This window comes from Agrobacterium salinitolerans (assembly GCF_027498475.1).
GTDB classification, from domain to species: domain Bacteria; phylum Pseudomonadota; class Alphaproteobacteria; order Rhizobiales; family Rhizobiaceae; genus Agrobacterium; species Agrobacterium salinitolerans.
This window is the reverse complement of record NZ_JAPZLN010000005.1, coordinates 103,262-119,576: the sequence shown is the minus strand read 5'-3', so window position 1 is coordinate 119,576 and position 16,315 is coordinate 103,262. Positions and strand designations below refer to the sequence as shown.

Genomic DNA, 16,315 nt, shown 5'->3' with positions numbered 1-16,315 from the left:
TTGACATATCTAACACCATTGGCATAGTCTCGTAAACGTTTACGACGCTCTGCGCAAAGAGGAGTTTGCAAAAGAGCCCCGGGGAGATGAGATGACATTTAATGCCGTTTTATGCGGATGCGGAGCAATGGCCAAGGGCTGGTTACGCGCCATTCAATCCACGCCGGAAATCGCCGGCGCGATCAGGATCGCCGGTCTGGTCGACCTGAACGAGAACACAGCCCGCGCGCTTGCCGAAGAATTCGCCCTCACGGATGCGGTCATCGGCACCGATCTGCGCGAGGTTCTCGCTAAAACGAAAGCCGACATCCTTTTTGATATCGTCATCCCGCAGGCGCGCTTTGCCGTGGTTGAAGCCGGTCTCGAGGCGGGGTGCCATGTGCTGAGCGAAAAGCCGCTTGCCGCCTCGATGGAGGAAGCCGCCAGGCTGGTGGAACTGGCAAAAAAAGCCGGCAAAATTCATGCCGTAGTGCAAAACCGGCGGTTTGTGGTGGGTATCCGGCGGCTGCGCCGCGCGCTGGAAGACGGCGCCATCGGCGATTTGACGGCCATCCATTGCGATTTCTTTCTTGGGCCGCATTTCGGCGGCTTCCGTGAAGAAATGAAGAACGTCCTGCTTCTCGACATGGCGATCCACACCTTCGATGCGGCCCGTTTCGTCGCCAATGAAAAACCCCTCTCCGTCTTTTGCGTGGAAAAGAACCCGGCCGGCTCATGGTATGCCCATGGGGCGAGCGCCAATGCCATTTTCGAGTTCTCAAATGATGTCGTCTTTACCTATCGTGGTTCCTGGTGCGCCGAAGGTGAGCGGACCAGCTGGGAAGCGCGCTGGCGGCTGATCGGCTCGAAGGGCATGATCCTCTGGGACGGTGAAGACAATTTCTCCGCCTCCGTGGCCGGTGACGAGCAGGGACTTTTGCGTGGATTTAAAACCGTAAACGTTTCCGATGCCGTTTCCGAGAAGGATACGCGTGGCCATGCCAGCGTCATTCTCTCGTTCCTTCATTCCATCCGCACGGGTGAGATGCCGGAAACTGCCTCCTTCGACAACATCAACAGCCTTGCCATGGTGATCGGCGCGATTGAAAGCGCCCGCCTCGGCCAGCGTGTTTCCATTGCAGCATAAGGACTGAAAGACGTGAGCAATCCGGCAACATCCATCCGCATCGGCACCATGGTCAGCGCCACCAAGGGACAGGCGGCCGAACGCATCGGCCAGATCGCCGATCTCGGCTTTGAAAGCTTCGAGCCGTTCTTCTGGCAGACCACCAACGGTCAGGACCTTGCCGAACTCGGCAAGCGCTGCCTTGACGCGATTGGCGACCGCGACATCACCGTCAGTACGCTCGGCATGTTCGGCAATCCGCTGGAGGAGACGGACATTGACCTTGAGACACTGCAAGGCTGGAAAGACTGCATCGACAATGCTCACCATTTCGGCGCGACCTGCGTTGCAGGTTTCACCGGCAGGCTTCGTGGCAGGCCGCTGCCGGAAAGCCTGCCGCGGTACAAAGAAATCTGGAGCGAGCTTGCCAAGCGCGCCGCCGACAAGGGCGTGAAGATCGCCTTTGAAAACTGCGCCATGGACGGCAACTGGCAGACCGGCGACTGGAACATCGCGCACAATCCCGATGCCTGGGAGATGATGTTCAACGAAACGCCGGATGACAATATCGGCATCGAATGGGAACCCTGCCACCAGATGGTCTATCTCATCGATCCGCTGCCGCAGATCCGCAAATGGGCGGACAAGATTTTCCACGTTCACGGCAAGGACGCGACCATCCGCTGGGATGTCATTCGCGAGCACGGCATTTTCGGCAAGGAAAAATTCGTCTTCATGCGTACGCCGGGTTTCGGCGACAGCAACTGGACGGACATTATTTCCGAACTACGCCTCGCCGGCTGGTCCGGCTCCATCGACATCGAAGGCTGGCATGACCCTGTCTACCGCGATGCGCTGGAAATGACGGGACAGGTGCATGGCCTGAATTATCTGAAAAAATGCCGCGGCGGCGATTTCGTCGTCGACCCCGCATAACGGAAGCCTTTTGGGAGAAGGTTTTTGAAAATTGCAGAGACGATAACCAAGAGGAGGAGATTATGGGTATCGCGAAATGCATGATGGCCGGCGCATTTCTGCTGGCGGGCGTGTCCGCCGGCGCTATTGCGGCGCAGGCAGAAGATGTGACGTTGACGCTGTGGTCGCTGGATCGCGATATCCAGCCGGCACCGAACCTCATCAAGGAGTTCAACGCGCTCAATACCGGCATCAAGATCGAATACCGGCAATTGCAGTTCGATGATGTGGTGAGCGAATCCATGCGCGCCTATTCCACCGGCAACGCGCCCGACATCATCGCCATCGACAACCCCAACCACGCCATGTTCGCCGCACGCGGGGCCTTTCTCGACGTGACGGACATGATTGCGAAGTCGGATGTCATCAAGACGGAGAATTATTTTCCGGGACCGCTGAAATCGGTGATGTGGGACGGCAAATATTTCGGCGTGCCCAAGGCCACGAACACGATTGCGCTTTATTACAACAAGGACCTGTTCAAGTCCGCTGGGCTGGACGCGGCAAAACCGCCGCAGACCTGGGATGAGCTGGTGGATGCTGCCCGCAAGCTGACCGACCCCTCGAAGAACATCTATGGTATCAGCTTCAGCGCCAAGGCGAATGAGGAAGGCACCTTCCAGTTCCTGCCCTGGGCGCAGATGGCGGGCGCGACCTACAAGAACATCAATACCGAGGGCGCCGTCAAAGCGCTCGAAACGTGGAAGCTGATGCTGGATGAAAAGCTGGCATCGCCCGATACGCTGACGCGCAGCCAGTGGGACTCCACCGCCACCTTCAACGCCGGCAACGCCGCCATGGTCATTTCCGGCCCTTGGGAAATCGACCGCATGCTGAAGGACGCCAAGTTCGACTGGGGTGTGGCTTTGCTGCCGGTGCCCACGCCCGACGCTCCGCGGTCTTCAGCCATGGGCGACTATAACTGGGCGATCTTCTCCAAGACGAAACATCCGGAAGAAGCCTTCAAGGCAATCGAGTTCTTCGCCTCAAAGGACAAGGACATGTTCAAGAACTTCGGCCAGTTGCCGGCGCGCTCGGATATCCCCGTTCCGCCGACCGGCAATGCGTTGAAGGATGAGGCGCTGAAGACCTTTGTGGAACAGCTGAAATATGCGCAGCCGCGCGGCCCCTCGCCCGAATGGCCGAAGATTTCCAAGGCTATTCAGGATGCCATTCAGGGCGCGCTTTCGGGTCAGATGACGCCGAAAGCCGCGCTCGACCAGGCCGCTGAAAAGATAAAGCTGGTCGAAGGCTGATCCGGGCGGGCGGCCGGCTTTCTCCGGCCTCCACCCAAGGGGTTCCTCCCGGTGGGGCTGCCTGCCGCGACAAGCGGCGGCGGCCCCGACTGGAGCTTGCGAGGATGTTTCATGAAAAAACTGTTTTCCAGCGTCAGTGACGGTCGCGGTTTCGATATCGTCCTTGTCGCCTTTCCTTTGGGCTTCCTGTTCGTCATGGCGGGGCTGCCGCTCATCTACAACATCGTCATGAGCTTTCAGGAAGTCGACATGTTCAGCCTGGGCACCTTCGTGCGCCCCTTCGTCGGCTTCAAGAATTATATCGACCTGTTCCGGCAACCGGAAACATTGCCGATCCTTTTCAACACGGTCACCTTTGTCGTGGCCTCGATTGCCGGGCAATTCGCCATCGGCTTCGGTCTGGCGCTGTTCTTCTGGGTCAATTTTCCCGGCGCAACCTGGATGCGCGGCCTTTTTCTCGTGTCCTGGGTCATGCCCGGCCTCGTGGTGGGCGCGATCTGGAACTGGATCCTCTCGGGCGATTTCGGTGTGTTGAATTTCTTCCTGCGGGAAAGCGGCCTGATATCGGGCAATATCTTCTGGCGCTCAGATGCGAATTTTTCGCTCTGGGCCGTCGTCATTGCCAATATCTGGCTCGGCACTTCCTTCAACATGATCCTGCTTTCCGTCGGCCTCGCCTCCATTCCCGGCGACCTGTACGAGGCCGCGGAACTGGACGGGGCGAACGCCTGGCAGCGCTTCTACACCATCACCCTGCCGATGATGCGCTCCACCATCGGCGCCATCGTCTCGCTCGGGCTGATTTTCACGCTGCAGCAATTCGATCTTTTCGCCGCCATTACCGATGGCGGGCCGAATAACAGCTCCAACGTGGCGCAATATTGGGCCTGGGATCTGTCCTTCCGGCAATATGATTTCGGCAAGGGCGCCACGATCTCCGTCATCATGATCGTGTTCGTCATGCTGGCTTCCATCGTTTATGTGCGTTCCACTCGGCATGAGGTGCGCGGATGAGCATCACGACCCGCAACCGCCTGATGCTGGCCATCGCCATCGTACTCGCCATCATCTACCTCTTCCCGCTTTACTGGATGTATCTGACCTCGCTCAAGAGCGGCTCGGAAATGTTCGCCAATCCGCCCTCCTTCTGGCCCAGCGATCCGCAATGGCAGACCTATGCCTATGTCTGGAACAGCCGCAATATGGGGCGCTACCTGTGGAATTCGGTGCTGATCGCCTCCAGCGCGGTGCTGCTGATCACCATTCTCGGCGTCGGCTGTGCCTATGTCCTGGCGCGGTATCGCAATGTCTGGGTGGATATCGGCCTGTTCCTCATCCTTATGCTGCAGGTTCTGCCGGCATCTTTGATGATCACGCCGATCTTCGTCGGTTTCTCGCAATTTGGGCTTCTGGATTATCCGCGCTTGTCGGTCATCCTCGCCATTGCGGCGAAAAGCATGCCCTTCTTCGTGGTGCTTGTGCGCGCCACCTTCATGGCAGTGCCGCAGGAGCTGGAAGAGGCCGCACTTGTTGATGGCAATTCCCGGGTTGGCGCCTTTTTCAACATCGTGCTGCCGCTTGCCAGAAACGGCATTCTCGTCAGCGCCATCCTCATCTTCATGCAGGCCTTCGGCGAGTTCGTCTACTCGAAATCGATGATACAGGCGGCCGATTTGCAGCCGGCGAGCGTCGGCCTCAATTCCTTCATGGGCCCCAACACCAGCGAATGGAACAACATCATGGCCTATGCGACCATGTATGTGACGCCCATTCTTGCCCTTTTCATTCTCTTGCAGCGCCGCATCGTATCCGGCCTGACCTCAGGAGCGCTCAAATGACCCTTCAGATCGAACTTTCCGGCGTCAACAAATATTACGGCGCCTTTCATGCGCTGAAGAACATCAACCTTTCCATCGAGAAGGGCACTTTCGTCGCGCTTGTCGGCCCGTCGGGCTGCGGCAAATCCACACTTCTGCGCTCGCTCGCCGGGCTGGAAACCATATCGGCCGGCGACATGCGCATTGCCGGCACACTCATGAACGGTGTGCCGCCGCGCAAGCGCGACGTGGCCATGGTGTTCCAGTCCTATGCGCTCTACCCGCATATGACCGTGGAGGAGAACCTCACCTATTCGCTGCGCATGCGCGGCGTCGCCAAGGCGGAAGCCCGCAAGGCGGCGGAAGAAGTCGCCGCCACGACGGGACTTTCAAAGCTGATGAAGCGCTATCCCCGCGAACTCTCCGGTGGCCAGCGCCAGCGTGTGGCCATGAGCCGGGCGATCATCCGCAACCCGCAGGCGTTTCTGTTCGATGAGCCGCTTTCCAATCTCGATGCGGCGCTGCGCGTCCACATGCGCAAGGAAATCCGCGCGCTACACGATCGCCTGCATGCAACCTCGGTCTATGTCACCCATGACCAGATCGAAGCGATGACCATGGCCGACCATGTCGTCGTCATGCGCGATGGCGTGATCGAGCAGCAGGGCACGCCGCTGGAACTATACGACCGCCCGGTCAATCGTTTCGTTGCGGGCTTCATCGGCTCGCCGGCCATGAATTTCATTCCGGCGACCGTCAGCCCGGATGGCGCGTCCCTTCAGCTCAGCTTCGGCGAAGGCGAGCCGCAGCAATCGATTGGGAATCCGGCCTCTCTGCCGCCCGGCAAAGATGTGATTGTCGGCATCAGGCCGGAACATATCCGGCCGGTCGCAGCAGCCGGAGCGACATTGGCGCTGCCGGTTTCCGCGGTGGAAACAACCGGTTCGGCGACCTTCCTCACGACGGGAACCTCCACCGAACTGGTCATCGCGGTGCAGGGACGCAGCGCAGTCAAGGCCGGTGAAACGATCGGCCTCGACATCGACCCGTCCGATATGCATTTGTTCGATGCGGAAACAGGCGTCGGCCTCCTGACCCGCTGAGCGGCGGTTTTGCCGGCTGTTTCCTCCGCCGGCAAGCACGAAGCGTGGAGTCGAATGACCATAAACGGGAAAACAGCATTCCTTATCGGCGCGGCCATCCTCGCCGGTCTTGTCATCGTCCAGCTCAAGGATGTCCGCATCGCCATCGGGGAACGCGCCATGGGAGGTTATGACGGTTTGAGCAACCCGGAAGCGGCCTCCCGCGCCGAGCGAGAAGCAAATCAGGCAGCCGCGCGTGCCGAGGCTTCGGCAAGCGCGCTTGGGCCGCAAAACTGACCGCGACCACAGAAGCTGAAATATTTCGATTGGAATAGTCGCTGCAATCTGACCTGTGCTATCAGACATGTGGATTGGCAACGGGGGATTGAATGGCGAAAGGGTTCGTGACAGCCGAAGAAGTGGCGAAAAAGGCGGGTGTCTCACGCTCCGCCGTCTCGCGCACCTTCACTCCCGGCGGCAGCGTATCCAAGGCCGTCCGGCGCAAGGTACTGAAAGCCGCACAGGAACTCGGCTACCGCGTCAACCGGCTGGCGCAGGGCCTCAACAATGACCGTTCCAACCTCATCGGGGTCGTCGGCGCCAACCTCGGTTCTCCCTTCATTTCAAAGCAGCTCGATCTCCTCAGCATCGGCCTTCTGCGTCGCGGCCTGCAATGCCTGCTTCTGAATGCCGCAGATGCGCGCAAGGACATTGCACCACTCATCGAGCGTCTCTTCGAATTCCGCGCGCAGGCTATCATCGTTCTTTCCGGTGAACCTCCGGCCTCTATTATCGACGAATGCATCGCCAACGGCGTGCGTCTCATCCTCATCAACCAGCATCTGGACCGCACCGATACGAATATGGTGCTGAGCGACGATTCCCACGGCGCCAACCTGGCCGCCATGCGGCTTGTGGCAGCCAGGTGCAGAAAGGTTGCGGTTGTCTCCAGCGGCAGCCGGACGCCCGCACAGTTGCGCCGCGTCAACGCTTTCACCGAGCGCATGACCATGGAGGGTATCCAGGTGGTTCCATGGTGCGGCGGTCCCACCAGCTATGACAGTGGCTATCAGGCCGGTCGAGAACTGCTCGCGGACAGGACCATTGATGGCGCCTTCTGTGTCACTGATCTGCTGGCACTTGGTTTCATGGACGCCGCCCGGCTGGAAATGGGCCGCCGGGTGCCGGAAGATATCTCGATTGTCGGTTTCGACGATATTCCGCAGGCCGGCTGGAAAAGCTACCAGCTGACGACCGTTGCCCAGTCTTTCGACGCATTGACAGAGAAGGTTTTGACCGCGCTCGATAGCGATGAGCCGGAAACCCGGCTTCAGATCGTACCCGTGTCCATGGTCGAGCGCATCACCGCGCGCTAGACCAAATGTCTTTCCGGCCAAAATCTTCACATCAAACCGCAACGCGTTCACGCTGCGGTACAAGCCCAAGCTTCAGATCGCGCGGACTGCCTTCGGCACGCTCGAGAAACAGGCCGAGGGCTCCGAAGAAGATTTCGAGAAAGCTTTCGACCGAACCATCGTGACGATCCGGCTCCCGGCCGAAGCGCTCCGCCAGCGTTCGGTAAAGGGAAAGCCGTTGCGGCGCGATGTGCGGCAGCGCCAGGCCTGCGCCCTGGCGCAGGCAATACCAGTCGGCAATCAGCTCGAACATCGGCAGGTCCAAGGACAGGACAGTAGCATCAGAAGAAAAAAGGCCTTTCCCTCCAAGCAGATCGAGAACCTCCCGAACGCTTTTATCGGCGATTGCCGTGACGACCTCGGCCGGCCATTCCCTGGGGAAATAACGGTGCCTGATCAGCGCCCGCTTGTGGCCCAGCAGAAATTCACCGTAATTGCCGGCGGCAAAAGCCGGGTCGTTCGCCTCGCCCGCCAGTTCTGTCTCCTGTGCATAACCATCGGAAATACGACCATTGACCGGCAGGGCGACCATCTCCACCGTCTCCACAAGGATTTCCTGCCGCGACGGGTGGACGACCTTGAAGGCGGGCGGAAAGGCGACGAGCGACGGCACGGCGATATTGGTGAGCGAGTTTTCGCCTTCCCCGCGCCGGGTCACGCCTTCCACGTGCAGGTGCCCGCTGAAATGGACGGCAAGCCCGGCCTGTAACAGCGCATCCTCCACCGCCTTGCGCGGCGTGCGGCGCACGACATTGGTTTCACCGAACAGGGCGCCTTCTGCACCGCTTGCGCCATCGAAGGGATCGAGCGCCGGATAATGGGAAAAGCCGAGCAATGTCTTACCATGCAGCTCCGCCCTGCGGCGCACATCGGCGATCCAGTCGATGAGGAAGGGCTTGCAGCGCAAAAGCGCATTCCATCCACCGGAGGTGCTGTCGATGAAAGCCGCCTCCTCGCCCGCTTCGAACTTGCCATCGAGCGGCTCGAAAATATTGGCGTCGATCATCAGCAGCCACAGGCCCGGTTCCGGTTCGACCAGATAGGAGGCATCCATCAGGCGGTAGACATTGCGCCCATCGGGTGAGCGCACCGCGTACAACCGGTCCTCCGGCGCATCGGAAACACCGAAAGGGGTTTCCCAATGCAGATAATCCGGCTGGCGGAAATAACCGAAAGCCGCCATCGGGCCAAGGCCTGCAGGATAGCCTTCGCAATACATCCCGTCGCTTACGACGACGCGCTCACCGGCCCGCCGCGCATCGCTTGAAACGGAAAGGCATTTGCCGTTCTCCGTCAGAAACTCCTTGGTATGGTGCCGGCCGCGGGGTCCGAAAATATCGTGGTTTCCGGGCAATGCGTAGAAGGCTGTGCCGTGGGCGTCGCTGTGGCGTTGCAGGATGTTCTTCAGCGTTTCAGTCGTCACCCGCTGGCCATCATCGGTATAGTCGCCAAGCAGCACCACATGGCGAATGCCGCGCTGCCGCACCTCCTCCAGCGCCGCATGCAATGCATCGGCGCTCTCGTTGAAAACCCGGGTGGATTCACGGGTATCCGACCAGCTGCGCATGGTGATGCGCTGACCATCGATTTCAATGCCGGGAAATCCGAAATCGGCTGCCGTGTCATGGAAATGCGCGTCGGCGATGACGGCAACGGAGGGAAGCGTGCGTGTCAGCATGGTTGAGCGGTCTTTCTGCCCTCGACCATCTGCCCTCGACCCTGTCGATCCAGTCGGAAGCACGGCAGGGGCCGAGCATAAACGGGTCCATCCATTTCATTCCTCCACATGCATGAAGCACGAGGCCCCCTCTGCGAAAGGGCCTCCGCCTTAAATCACGCCGATGCCGCCCGCGGACGATCCGACAGCTGCCGGGCGGCCAGCGCTATATTCGATGCCTGGCTGACGCCTTTGGCAACACCGGCTGCTGCGGCCAGCACCGGCCCGCCATCCCTGAGACTGCCGATCTCCAGAAAAGGGCAAACATCGCCGCCAGCTTCGCTGACGAGTAGCAGCCCCGCAAGACAATCCCATGAATTCATGTGCAATTCGAGATAGCCATCGGAACGGCCGTCAGCCACATAGGCAAGCGCCAGCGCGCCGGAGCCGGCGCGGCGGACATTGGCGCCCATGTCGAGCAGATTCCTGACGACATCGAGATAGGTCGCATTCGCGATACGGGTGGACCACCCCATCTCGATTGAAGCAGCATCGAAGCGCTCCGTTTCCGCAGTCTGGATCGGTTGCCCGTTGCGCGTCGCTCCCTCGCCGCGGCGGGCGAAATAAAGCTCGCCAAGGGCGGGATTATAGATCGCCCCGATTTCGGTCTGCCCGTTTTCGACATAGGCGATGGAGATGCAGAAATGCGGAATGCCACGGGCAAAATTGGCGGTGCCGTCGATGGGATCCACGACCCAGACGCGGTCACCGATCTCGCCGCCGCCCTCTTCCCCGAAAAAACTGTCTTCCGGGAAAGCGGCCGCGATCGCGCCGCGAATATGCGCTTCGGAGGCAGCATCCGTCACTGTCAGAAAATCCTGCGGCCCCTTCATCGAAAAGCTGCGCGTCGCCTCGCCCTGAAAACCTTTCAGCACCAGCTCCCCGGCGGAAAGAATAACGCTGCGGCACAATTCGGCACGCGCTGCCAATGTATCGGGATAGTGGATCGAATCCATGCGCAAGAACCATTTCTCAAAATTTGAACACGCGTTCATATTGCACGCGCGTTCAAACTTTTCAAGGGGCGTTGAAAAGGTGCTGATGAACATTGGGAGTGGGCGGGCCGCCCATGCCAAGTGAACAGCTTCGCAGAAACAGGCAGTTTGAAGCAAAGGACTTATTTCCAATCAAAAACCCCCCACCCGGAAACATAAAATACTGAAAACAGTGGAATGTTGCGAAGCGAAGCGCCTGCATCTTGCGGTTGATACAATTGTCTGTCGGTTAACCCTGTGTATTTCCAATGACGTAACAGGAATTATGTTACAAATGTCGTTCTGTACTTGAAGAGCCATGAATGAAAATACTGACCACCACGCAAAAACTGCATGATTTCATGTCCGTCCGGTCCGACAATCCTGATCTGCTGAAAGCACAGTATCGCGCTTTCAGCCGACAGATGCCGATGATGTATTTCATCCTGCTTTCAAGCACATGGGCGCTTGCAGTAACGCATATGCAATTGGCGCCGCTTTGGCTCACCGTTGGAGTTCCCACCCTGTTCACGCTCGGCTGCACGCTCAGGATCGCCTTCTGGTGGAGGACGCGCGGCATGGATCCCGAACCGCAGGTGGCGCATGCAGCCCTTCGGCGCACGAACCGCCTCGCTGCCGGCATCGCCATGGTATTTACGCTCTGGTCTTTCCTTCTGGTGCCCTATGGGGATGCCTATATGCAATCCCACGTCGCCTTCTATATGGCGATTACTGTCATTTCCTGCATTTTCTGTCTGATGTATGTGCGCTCGGCCGCCTTCACGGTGACGCTCATCGTCAATGGCGCCTTCATCGCCTTCTTTCTGGCCTCGCAGCAACCGACCTTTGTTGCCATTGCCATCAATGTGCTGCTGGTCTGCACCGGCATGATGTCCATTCTGCTGACCAACTACCGCAATTTCGAGCGCATGGTCATTTCACAACAGCGCACGGAAGCGCTCAGCAACGAAAACCTGCTTCTTGCCAATATCGACAGCCTGACGGATCTGCCCAACCGCCGCGCCTTTTTCGCCCACCTTGAAGCCGAACTCGAAAAAGCCAGAGCCAACGGAACCCGACTGGCGCTGGGTGTCATCGATCTGGACGGGTTCAAGCCGGTCAACGATCTTTACGGACACTCCGTAGGAGACAGGCTGCTGGTCAATGTCAGCAAACGCCTCACCGCCAATCTGAAAGCCAGCAGGGCCTTTCGGCTCGGCGGGGACGAATTCGCCATCGTCGCCCCGATCATACCCGATGACGCGCAACTCGTCGCGAATGCCAATGCGATCTCCGAGCAGTTGAGGGCGCCTTACCATATGCCGGAGGGCACCGTGCATGTTTCCGCATCCATGGGAATTGCCGTGTTTCCGCACCTCGCCTCAACGCTTGAACAGCTATTCGACAGGGCGGATTATGCCCTTTACCACGCCAAGAAAACCCGGCGAGGCGATGCCGTTCTGTTCGATGCGGAGCACGAAAAGCAGATCAATATCGAAGCCCGCGTCGAGCACCTGCTCAGACAGAGGGATATGGAAAACGAGCTTTCGGTCGTGTTTCAGCCGATCGTCGATATACGCGACGGAAGAACGGCAGGGTTTGAAGCGCTGGCGCGCTGGCACAGCCCGGTTCTCGGACATGTGCCGCCTTGCCAGTTCTTCCCCATCGCGGAACGGGCCGGCATCGTCGGTTCGCTGACACGACCGCTTCTCAAGATGGCGCTCGCCTCCGCCGCCACATGGGAACCCTCCCTGCGCCTGTCGTTCAACCTTTCGGCCCAGGACCTCAATTCCCATGAGGGCGTGCTTTCCCTTCTCGGCATTATCGAAAACAGCAACTTCGATGCATGCCGGCTGGACCTTGAAATTACCGAGACGGCTTTTGCCCATGATTTCGAACAGGTGAGGCAATCGGTCGAAATGCTGCGCCGCCTCGGCTGCGGCATATCGCTGGACGATTTCGGCACCGGCTATTCCAGCCTGACGCGACTGCATGCATTGCCGCTGACCAAGATCAAGATCGACCGCAGCTTCGTCACGGACCTGCACGAAAAACCGGCCAGCTACAAAATCGTGAAATCCCTTCTCACCCTCAGCCGCGACATGGAACTGGAATGCGTGGTGGAAGGGGTGGAAACACCAGCCGAGCTAACCGCACTCGAAGGCCTCGGCGCCACGCTGGTGCAGGGCTACATCTATGCGCCGCCGCTTCGGGAAGAGGATGTCGGTGCGTTTCTTTCGGGCCAGGCGACTAGAAGCGGAACTTCCGCTCGCAAACGCAGAAACAGGCTCCGCTAAATCAAACCGGCGAAGCCATTTCACGGCCTCTTCCAAACCGCCACATGGCTCCGGTCAAGACTATGAGAGATGACCGAAATCACAATGATCATAGTCAAAGACATGCAACCGATCGTCTCCGGCAAAAACTACGAACAAAACGAGAATTAACTCGGATTTATATTAGCTTCTCTTTTTTCAAGAGCGATAAATATTTGGGGTCCGCATCCGCAAATAGATCGTAGCCTTCCAGCATGTATGCGCGCAAAAGATGTTCTTTCGCCGCAAAAGTATCGCCTAGCTCGAAAAAGGAAACTCCGAGTCCGAATTGGACAAATGCATTGGAGAAGCCGTTCCCACTATTTTCCGCCTCCCGAAAGGCACGACAAGCGTTTTCCCAGTCACCAACCTGTAGGAATGCATCACCAATAGAAGCGTTCAACCATACCGATGCATCCCATATCCGCTTCGGAGTTGGCAAAAGAGCGAGAGCTTGCCGCCACGAAGTTATCGCTTCCACCGGCAAACCGCGCTCATCGAACTCGTCACCTATGGATGAGAGGCGAACTACTTCACGGTAGATATCGTCGGGGAGTTCCTGCTCGTTATTATTCACGGCTTTCTTTCCGTTTGAGGTAGAAATCCAGGTACTGTTTTTGATCCCCTGCGAATCCTTTCTGCCCATATATTTCGAATATTCTACCAAATACGTAGTACGCTCGCTCTCTATCGCCGAGTTTGTACATTGCTTCCCCTTCCGTCATAAGAACAAGGTGGTCCTCATGATTTGGATCGTCATACATTTTCGCCATGACTTCGATCCATTTGGAGGCGTTGTCCTTATCTCCCAGATCGACATAGTCTTGGACAAAGCCTGCTGATAGGCTCTGCGGGTAATAGTCCCATTTTTCTTTAGGTTCAGGTATCAACGCCCAAGCCTGGAGCCCCAGTTCGACAGATCCCGCCAAATCTCCGGCCTGAAATTTCTGACCAGATAAATCCAGCAATTTGTCAATCTGTGCCTTCAGGCTTGCTTCGATTTCAGGCTTTCTAGTCATTTTTTTCCTCAGTTGGCAGGCGGCAGATAACGGGAGCGAGTTTGCCCCCCTCGACTCGAGTTTGATGGCCCCCATTCAAACCGATAATTGTCAGAGTTCAACATCCAATCTCGCACTTCTTGTGATCGGGCGCCATGGAAGCGTCCCGTAGAATTCCAATAGTCGACAGCGTCAACCGGGTGGTGACCCATATGCGTTTGAGGTGAATCGACCGGTCTCCAGACATTGTTTTCGTCAAGAAATTCATCCTGCCCCCTACGGTTCGTCCGCAACAGGCCTTCTTCACGCATCCGTTCACGAACCTCGTTGCCGGTGCGTGAGGTTTTGGAAGGAGTATTGCCCAGATACTGCCTGCGAAGGCTTATGCGCCGAGTACTTCTTGCACCTTGCTCACCTGTCTCCACCGCCGTTCGGCCAGCTGTCTGTGTCTGACTTCTCGCCAGAGCACCAGCCTCAGCCGTTGCGGCAGTTCTGCCTGCGACTTTCATGCCTGCAGCAACAGCTCCGGTACCACCCGCAACACCTTGGACCATTCCGACGGTGTTTTCGACCTGTTGTGCAGTCTGTTCGGATGCACCGGCAAGCCTAGCGACATCGCCGGAGGCGCTTGCAATGGCGGTTGAAGTCGCTTCACCCGTCCACGCCTGACGCAGGCCAGCCTGGAAATTGTCATAGCCGTTAGCAACAAGAAGGCCACCGCCGATCATGGCCGGGATACCCGGTGCTGCACCGACACCCGTGCCGGTTGCCGCGCCTCCAACCCCGGCAAGGGCAGCGCCGGCAACTGCCTCCGCAGCACCGCCAACCGCCTGCAGACCACCTACCGTTCGAGTAACAATCCTCCCATTGTTTTCATCGAATTCGCTGATCGCCTTTCCAGCTTCATCAAGTTTTTGGCCGGTCCAGTCCAACGCTTGTTCATACCACGCCTTATCCTGCTCATCATTCGCGTCTGGCGGCGTACTTGTCTCGGTCGATTTGACGTTGACGTATTCGCCTGGGCAATTTCCGTTGTTGAGCGTGCAGCGATCTGTGTGCCGTTGAACAGGTATTCCGTTCGCCCTTACGATAGTGGACGAAGTGACAGGTTCAACGATATTGCCGACGGTTCCTGACTTTACACCAAGGCCTACGCCGGGCTCATCGCCATACGAGCAACGGAACTGCGAATTCTGGCGCTTTATGACGAGGCCGTTTGATCGCACATCGGGCGAATAGTTGTTCTTGTCATCTCCTTTGCCCCAGCACATGTAAGGAACCGGTTTGTCCGGCGATTTGCAAACATCTGGGGACAGGCATACAGCCAACGCTGAAGCATCATCTGGAATAAATTCCGGCGGGCTCGGATCCGCGGTCGTTGGCGGCGGATGATATTCGTCTCCCTCTTCGGGGTCATTGAAATATGCGCGCTGCTCCTCCGCATCAAGGCTGCTTTTGTAATCTACGTACCCTGCAGCGCGGTCGGGTTCGTGGAAGAGGGTGGTCTGCGGCAGGTTCAGTTCTTTCGCCAAGGCGATGTTCGGCGAAGGATCTGAGCCGTAAACAGTAATTGGCTCCAGAACGGTGACATCATCGCTCATGCCATCGTCTCCGCGTGCCTGTCGGCGATTGACAGTATCGGAACACCGCGCCGTTCGGGCCAAGGAAATCCTATCCGCCACGTGAGAAATACTCGGCCAATTCCGGGCCTCATGTCGAAGTGGACACCGTCGAGAACAAGAGGGGACCACTGAACGCCCCGTCCCTGGTCGAGCTCCACCCGCAGCGAGATGTCAGGTAAAAACCCTTCCAGAGTTTCAAACTGCGGCAAGAGTCTGTGAAGTTCAAATGCTTCGTTCCCCGTCAACCAAGGCTCGGCAACCTGGTCTTTCGGTGCAGCCTGCCAAAACGAGAAATTGAAATCCGTCGGAAGCAGGGGATGCCGCTTCTCCAACCATTCGTCATCATAGGTTCCTGCGAGATCGGCGCGATCCAGCCAGAAGGGTGAAATCGGAGCAAGACCTGCAGGCGTCGGCCTGTCGCTTACCGCGCGAATTGGCAGGTTTTCGTCTTCAATCTGCGGAGCGGGCCATTCGGATCGTTCCCTGAACCGCGACTCGTCTACGAGGCCTATGCCGACAGGATTTGCCTCTATAGCCTCATGGCCCAGCCGTCCTCCAAATGCCAGCCGCCAGTCCAACGGGACGTGAGGTACCGGTTGGCCTTCTGTGAGTTCCCAACCATCCAGGGCATCCTCATGCGCCCGATCCATCAAACCACGCCAAGTCTTGCGCGTTTTTGCCCGCCAGAAACGTGGACCGTGAACGCGGAGACGCTTCTCGATAGAGCCTACCCGTAAACCGCAAGTCCACGAGGATGAAGGCTCTCCACCCGGTGAAAATGTTGCGCCTATAAATGTCACGTCGGTTCCGGGCTTGAATGGCGCAAGATCGGTGCATGCCATCTGAGGTGATTGATGCGGGTCACCGTCATAGATATCTGACATGACGAGGGGCGATTGCTTGTCCGAGAGTTGGAGAGGCCCTCCATTTGTCAGCTTGAAAGTACCCCTTGCAACCACGACTCCCATCAGCTCCCCGAGCAAGTTGTATTGTCGGAAAGCAAGGGCGGGAAATGGCGTCCTGTTATCGACGGACATTT

At 58.0% G+C, this 16,315-nt stretch carries 15 protein-coding genes; 9 read left to right on the top strand and 6 right to left on the bottom strand.

What is annotated here, in order from left to right; genetic code table 11:
* The first annotated feature begins 91 nt into the window (after nt 1-91).
* The 8 genes from O9X91_RS18295 (at nt 92) to O9X91_RS18260 (ending at nt 7,611) form a co-directional block, all read left to right on the top strand.
* Nucleotides 92-1,126, top strand: a complete 1,035-nt coding sequence (locus O9X91_RS18295; protein WP_269834001.1) for a Gfo/Idh/MocA family protein — start codon at nt 92-94, stop codon at nt 1,124-1,126.
* A 12-nt stretch (nt 1,127-1,138) separates the two neighbouring features.
* Nucleotides 1,139-2,041 carry a sugar phosphate isomerase/epimerase family protein gene (locus tag O9X91_RS18290; protein ID WP_077984119.1) on the top strand — a complete coding sequence of 301 codons (903 nt, stop codon included), beginning with the start codon at nt 1,139-1,141 and terminating at the stop codon, nt 2,039-2,041.
* 62 nt (nt 2,042-2,103) lie between these two features.
* Entirely contained in the window at nt 2,104-3,336 is a 1,233-nt protein-coding gene (locus O9X91_RS18285) for an ABC transporter substrate-binding protein (protein WP_142913236.1), read from the top strand.
* A 111-nt stretch (nt 3,337-3,447) separates the two neighbouring features.
* The gene (locus tag O9X91_RS18280; protein WP_137411885.1) at nt 3,448-4,350 is read left to right on the top strand and encodes a carbohydrate ABC transporter permease; all 903 of its coding nucleotides are present in this window, start codon (nt 3,448-3,450) and stop codon (nt 4,348-4,350) included.
* On the top strand, nt 4,347-5,174 hold the full coding sequence (locus tag O9X91_RS18275) for a carbohydrate ABC transporter permease (protein ID WP_077984122.1): 828 nt from the start codon (nt 4,347-4,349) through the stop codon (nt 5,172-5,174). The genes O9X91_RS18280 and O9X91_RS18275 overlap by 4 nt, the downstream gene beginning before the upstream one ends.
* The gene (locus tag O9X91_RS18270) at nt 5,171-6,256 is read left to right on the top strand and encodes an ABC transporter ATP-binding protein (RefSeq protein ID WP_137411884.1); all 1,086 of its coding nucleotides are present in this window, start codon (nt 5,171-5,173) and stop codon (nt 6,254-6,256) included. Before O9X91_RS18275 ends, O9X91_RS18270 begins: the two co-directional genes overlap by 4 nt.
* A 54-nt stretch (nt 6,257-6,310) precedes the next feature.
* The gene (locus O9X91_RS18265; protein ID WP_142913238.1) at nt 6,311-6,532 is read left to right on the top strand and encodes a hypothetical protein; all 222 of its coding nucleotides are present in this window, start codon (nt 6,311-6,313) and stop codon (nt 6,530-6,532) included.
* Nucleotides 6,533-6,624: 92 nt separating this feature from the next.
* On the top strand, nt 6,625-7,611 hold the full coding sequence (locus tag O9X91_RS18260) for a LacI family DNA-binding transcriptional regulator (RefSeq protein ID WP_142913240.1): 987 nt from the start codon (nt 6,625-6,627) through the stop codon (nt 7,609-7,611).
* 31 nt (nt 7,612-7,642) lie between these two features.
* Here the strand turns inward: O9X91_RS18260 and O9X91_RS18255 are convergent, their stop codons facing one another.
* Nucleotides 7,643-9,328: a metallophosphoesterase family protein gene (locus O9X91_RS18255; RefSeq protein WP_142913242.1), complete on the bottom strand. Its 1,686-nt coding sequence runs from the start codon at nt 9,326-9,328 to the stop codon at nt 7,643-7,645.
* Nucleotides 9,329-9,483: 155 nt separating this feature from the next.
* Nucleotides 9,484-10,323 carry an inositol monophosphatase family protein gene (locus O9X91_RS18250; protein WP_142913244.1) on the bottom strand — a complete coding sequence of 280 codons (840 nt, stop codon included), beginning with the start codon at nt 10,321-10,323 and terminating at the stop codon, nt 9,484-9,486.
* A 341-nt stretch (nt 10,324-10,664) separates the two neighbouring features.
* Between O9X91_RS18250 and O9X91_RS18245 the strand changes: the two genes are divergently transcribed.
* Entirely contained in the window at nt 10,665-12,638 is a 1,974-nt protein-coding gene (locus O9X91_RS18245) for a putative bifunctional diguanylate cyclase/phosphodiesterase (protein ID WP_269834002.1), read from the top strand.
* Nucleotides 12,639-12,795: 157 nt separating this feature from the next.
* On the opposite strand, the gene O9X91_RS18240 is transcribed toward O9X91_RS18245, so the two are convergent.
* Genes O9X91_RS18240 through O9X91_RS18225 form a run of 4 tightly spaced genes read right to left on the bottom strand, consistent with a single transcriptional unit; the run spans nt 12,796 to nt 16,313 of the window.
* On the bottom strand, nt 12,796-13,233 hold the full coding sequence (locus O9X91_RS18240; protein ID WP_077984127.1) for a tetratricopeptide repeat protein: 438 nt from the start codon (nt 13,231-13,233) through the stop codon (nt 12,796-12,798).
* Nucleotides 13,226-13,675, bottom strand: a complete 450-nt coding sequence (locus O9X91_RS18235) for a hypothetical protein (RefSeq protein WP_162854291.1) — start codon at nt 13,673-13,675, stop codon at nt 13,226-13,228. Before O9X91_RS18235 ends, O9X91_RS18240 begins: the two co-directional genes overlap by 8 nt.
* Before the next feature lie 8 nt (nt 13,676-13,683).
* Nucleotides 13,684-15,255, bottom strand: coding sequence for a PAAR-like domain-containing protein (locus O9X91_RS18230; RefSeq protein ID WP_142913246.1), 1,572 nt, complete (start codon nt 15,253-15,255; stop codon nt 13,684-13,686).
* A complete protein-coding gene (locus tag O9X91_RS18225; protein ID WP_077984129.1) occupies nt 15,252-16,313 on the bottom strand; it encodes a DUF2169 family type VI secretion system accessory protein in 1,062 nt (353 codons plus the stop codon). The genes O9X91_RS18230 and O9X91_RS18225 overlap by 4 nt, the downstream gene beginning before the upstream one ends.
* Between the last annotated feature and the right edge of the window lie 2 nt (nt 16,314-16,315).

What these genes read in the sequence shown, in the direction of transcription:
- O9X91_RS18295 (WP_269834001.1), top strand. Translation starts at nt 92, where the DNA reads ATGACATTTAATGCCGTTTTATGCGGATGCGGAGCAATGGCCAAGGGC.
- O9X91_RS18285 (WP_142913236.1), top strand. Translation starts at nt 2,104, where the DNA reads ATGGGTATCGCGAAATGCATGATGGCCGGCGCATTTCTGCTGGCGGGC.
- O9X91_RS18280 (WP_137411885.1), top strand. Translation starts at nt 3,448, where the DNA reads ATGAAAAAACTGTTTTCCAGCGTCAGTGACGGTCGCGGTTTCGATATC.
- O9X91_RS18275 (WP_077984122.1), top strand. Translation starts at nt 4,347, where the DNA reads ATGAGCATCACGACCCGCAACCGCCTGATGCTGGCCATCGCCATCGTA.
- O9X91_RS18270 (WP_137411884.1), top strand. Translation starts at nt 5,171, where the DNA reads ATGACCCTTCAGATCGAACTTTCCGGCGTCAACAAATATTACGGCGCC.
- O9X91_RS18265 (WP_142913238.1), top strand. Translation starts at nt 6,311, where the DNA reads ATGACCATAAACGGGAAAACAGCATTCCTTATCGGCGCGGCCATCCTC.
- O9X91_RS18260 (WP_142913240.1), top strand. Translation starts at nt 6,625, where the DNA reads ATGGCGAAAGGGTTCGTGACAGCCGAAGAAGTGGCGAAAAAGGCGGGT.
- O9X91_RS18255 (WP_142913242.1), bottom strand. Translation starts at nt 9,328, where the DNA reads ATGCTGACACGCACGCTTCCCTCCGTTGCCGTCATCGCCGACGCGCAT.
- O9X91_RS18250 (WP_142913244.1), bottom strand. Translation starts at nt 10,323, where the DNA reads ATGGATTCGATCCACTATCCCGATACATTGGCAGCGCGTGCCGAATTG.
- O9X91_RS18245 (WP_269834002.1), top strand. Translation starts at nt 10,665, where the DNA reads ATGAAAATACTGACCACCACGCAAAAACTGCATGATTTCATGTCCGTC.
- O9X91_RS18235 (WP_162854291.1), bottom strand. Translation starts at nt 13,675, where the DNA reads ATGACTAGAAAGCCTGAAATCGAAGCAAGCCTGAAGGCACAGATTGAC.
- O9X91_RS18230 (WP_142913246.1), bottom strand. Translation starts at nt 15,255, where the DNA reads ATGAGCGATGATGTCACCGTTCTGGAGCCAATTACTGTTTACGGCTCA.
- O9X91_RS18225 (WP_077984129.1), bottom strand. Translation starts at nt 16,313, where the DNA reads ATGTCCGTCGATAACAGGACGCCATTTCCCGCCCTTGCTTTCCGACAA.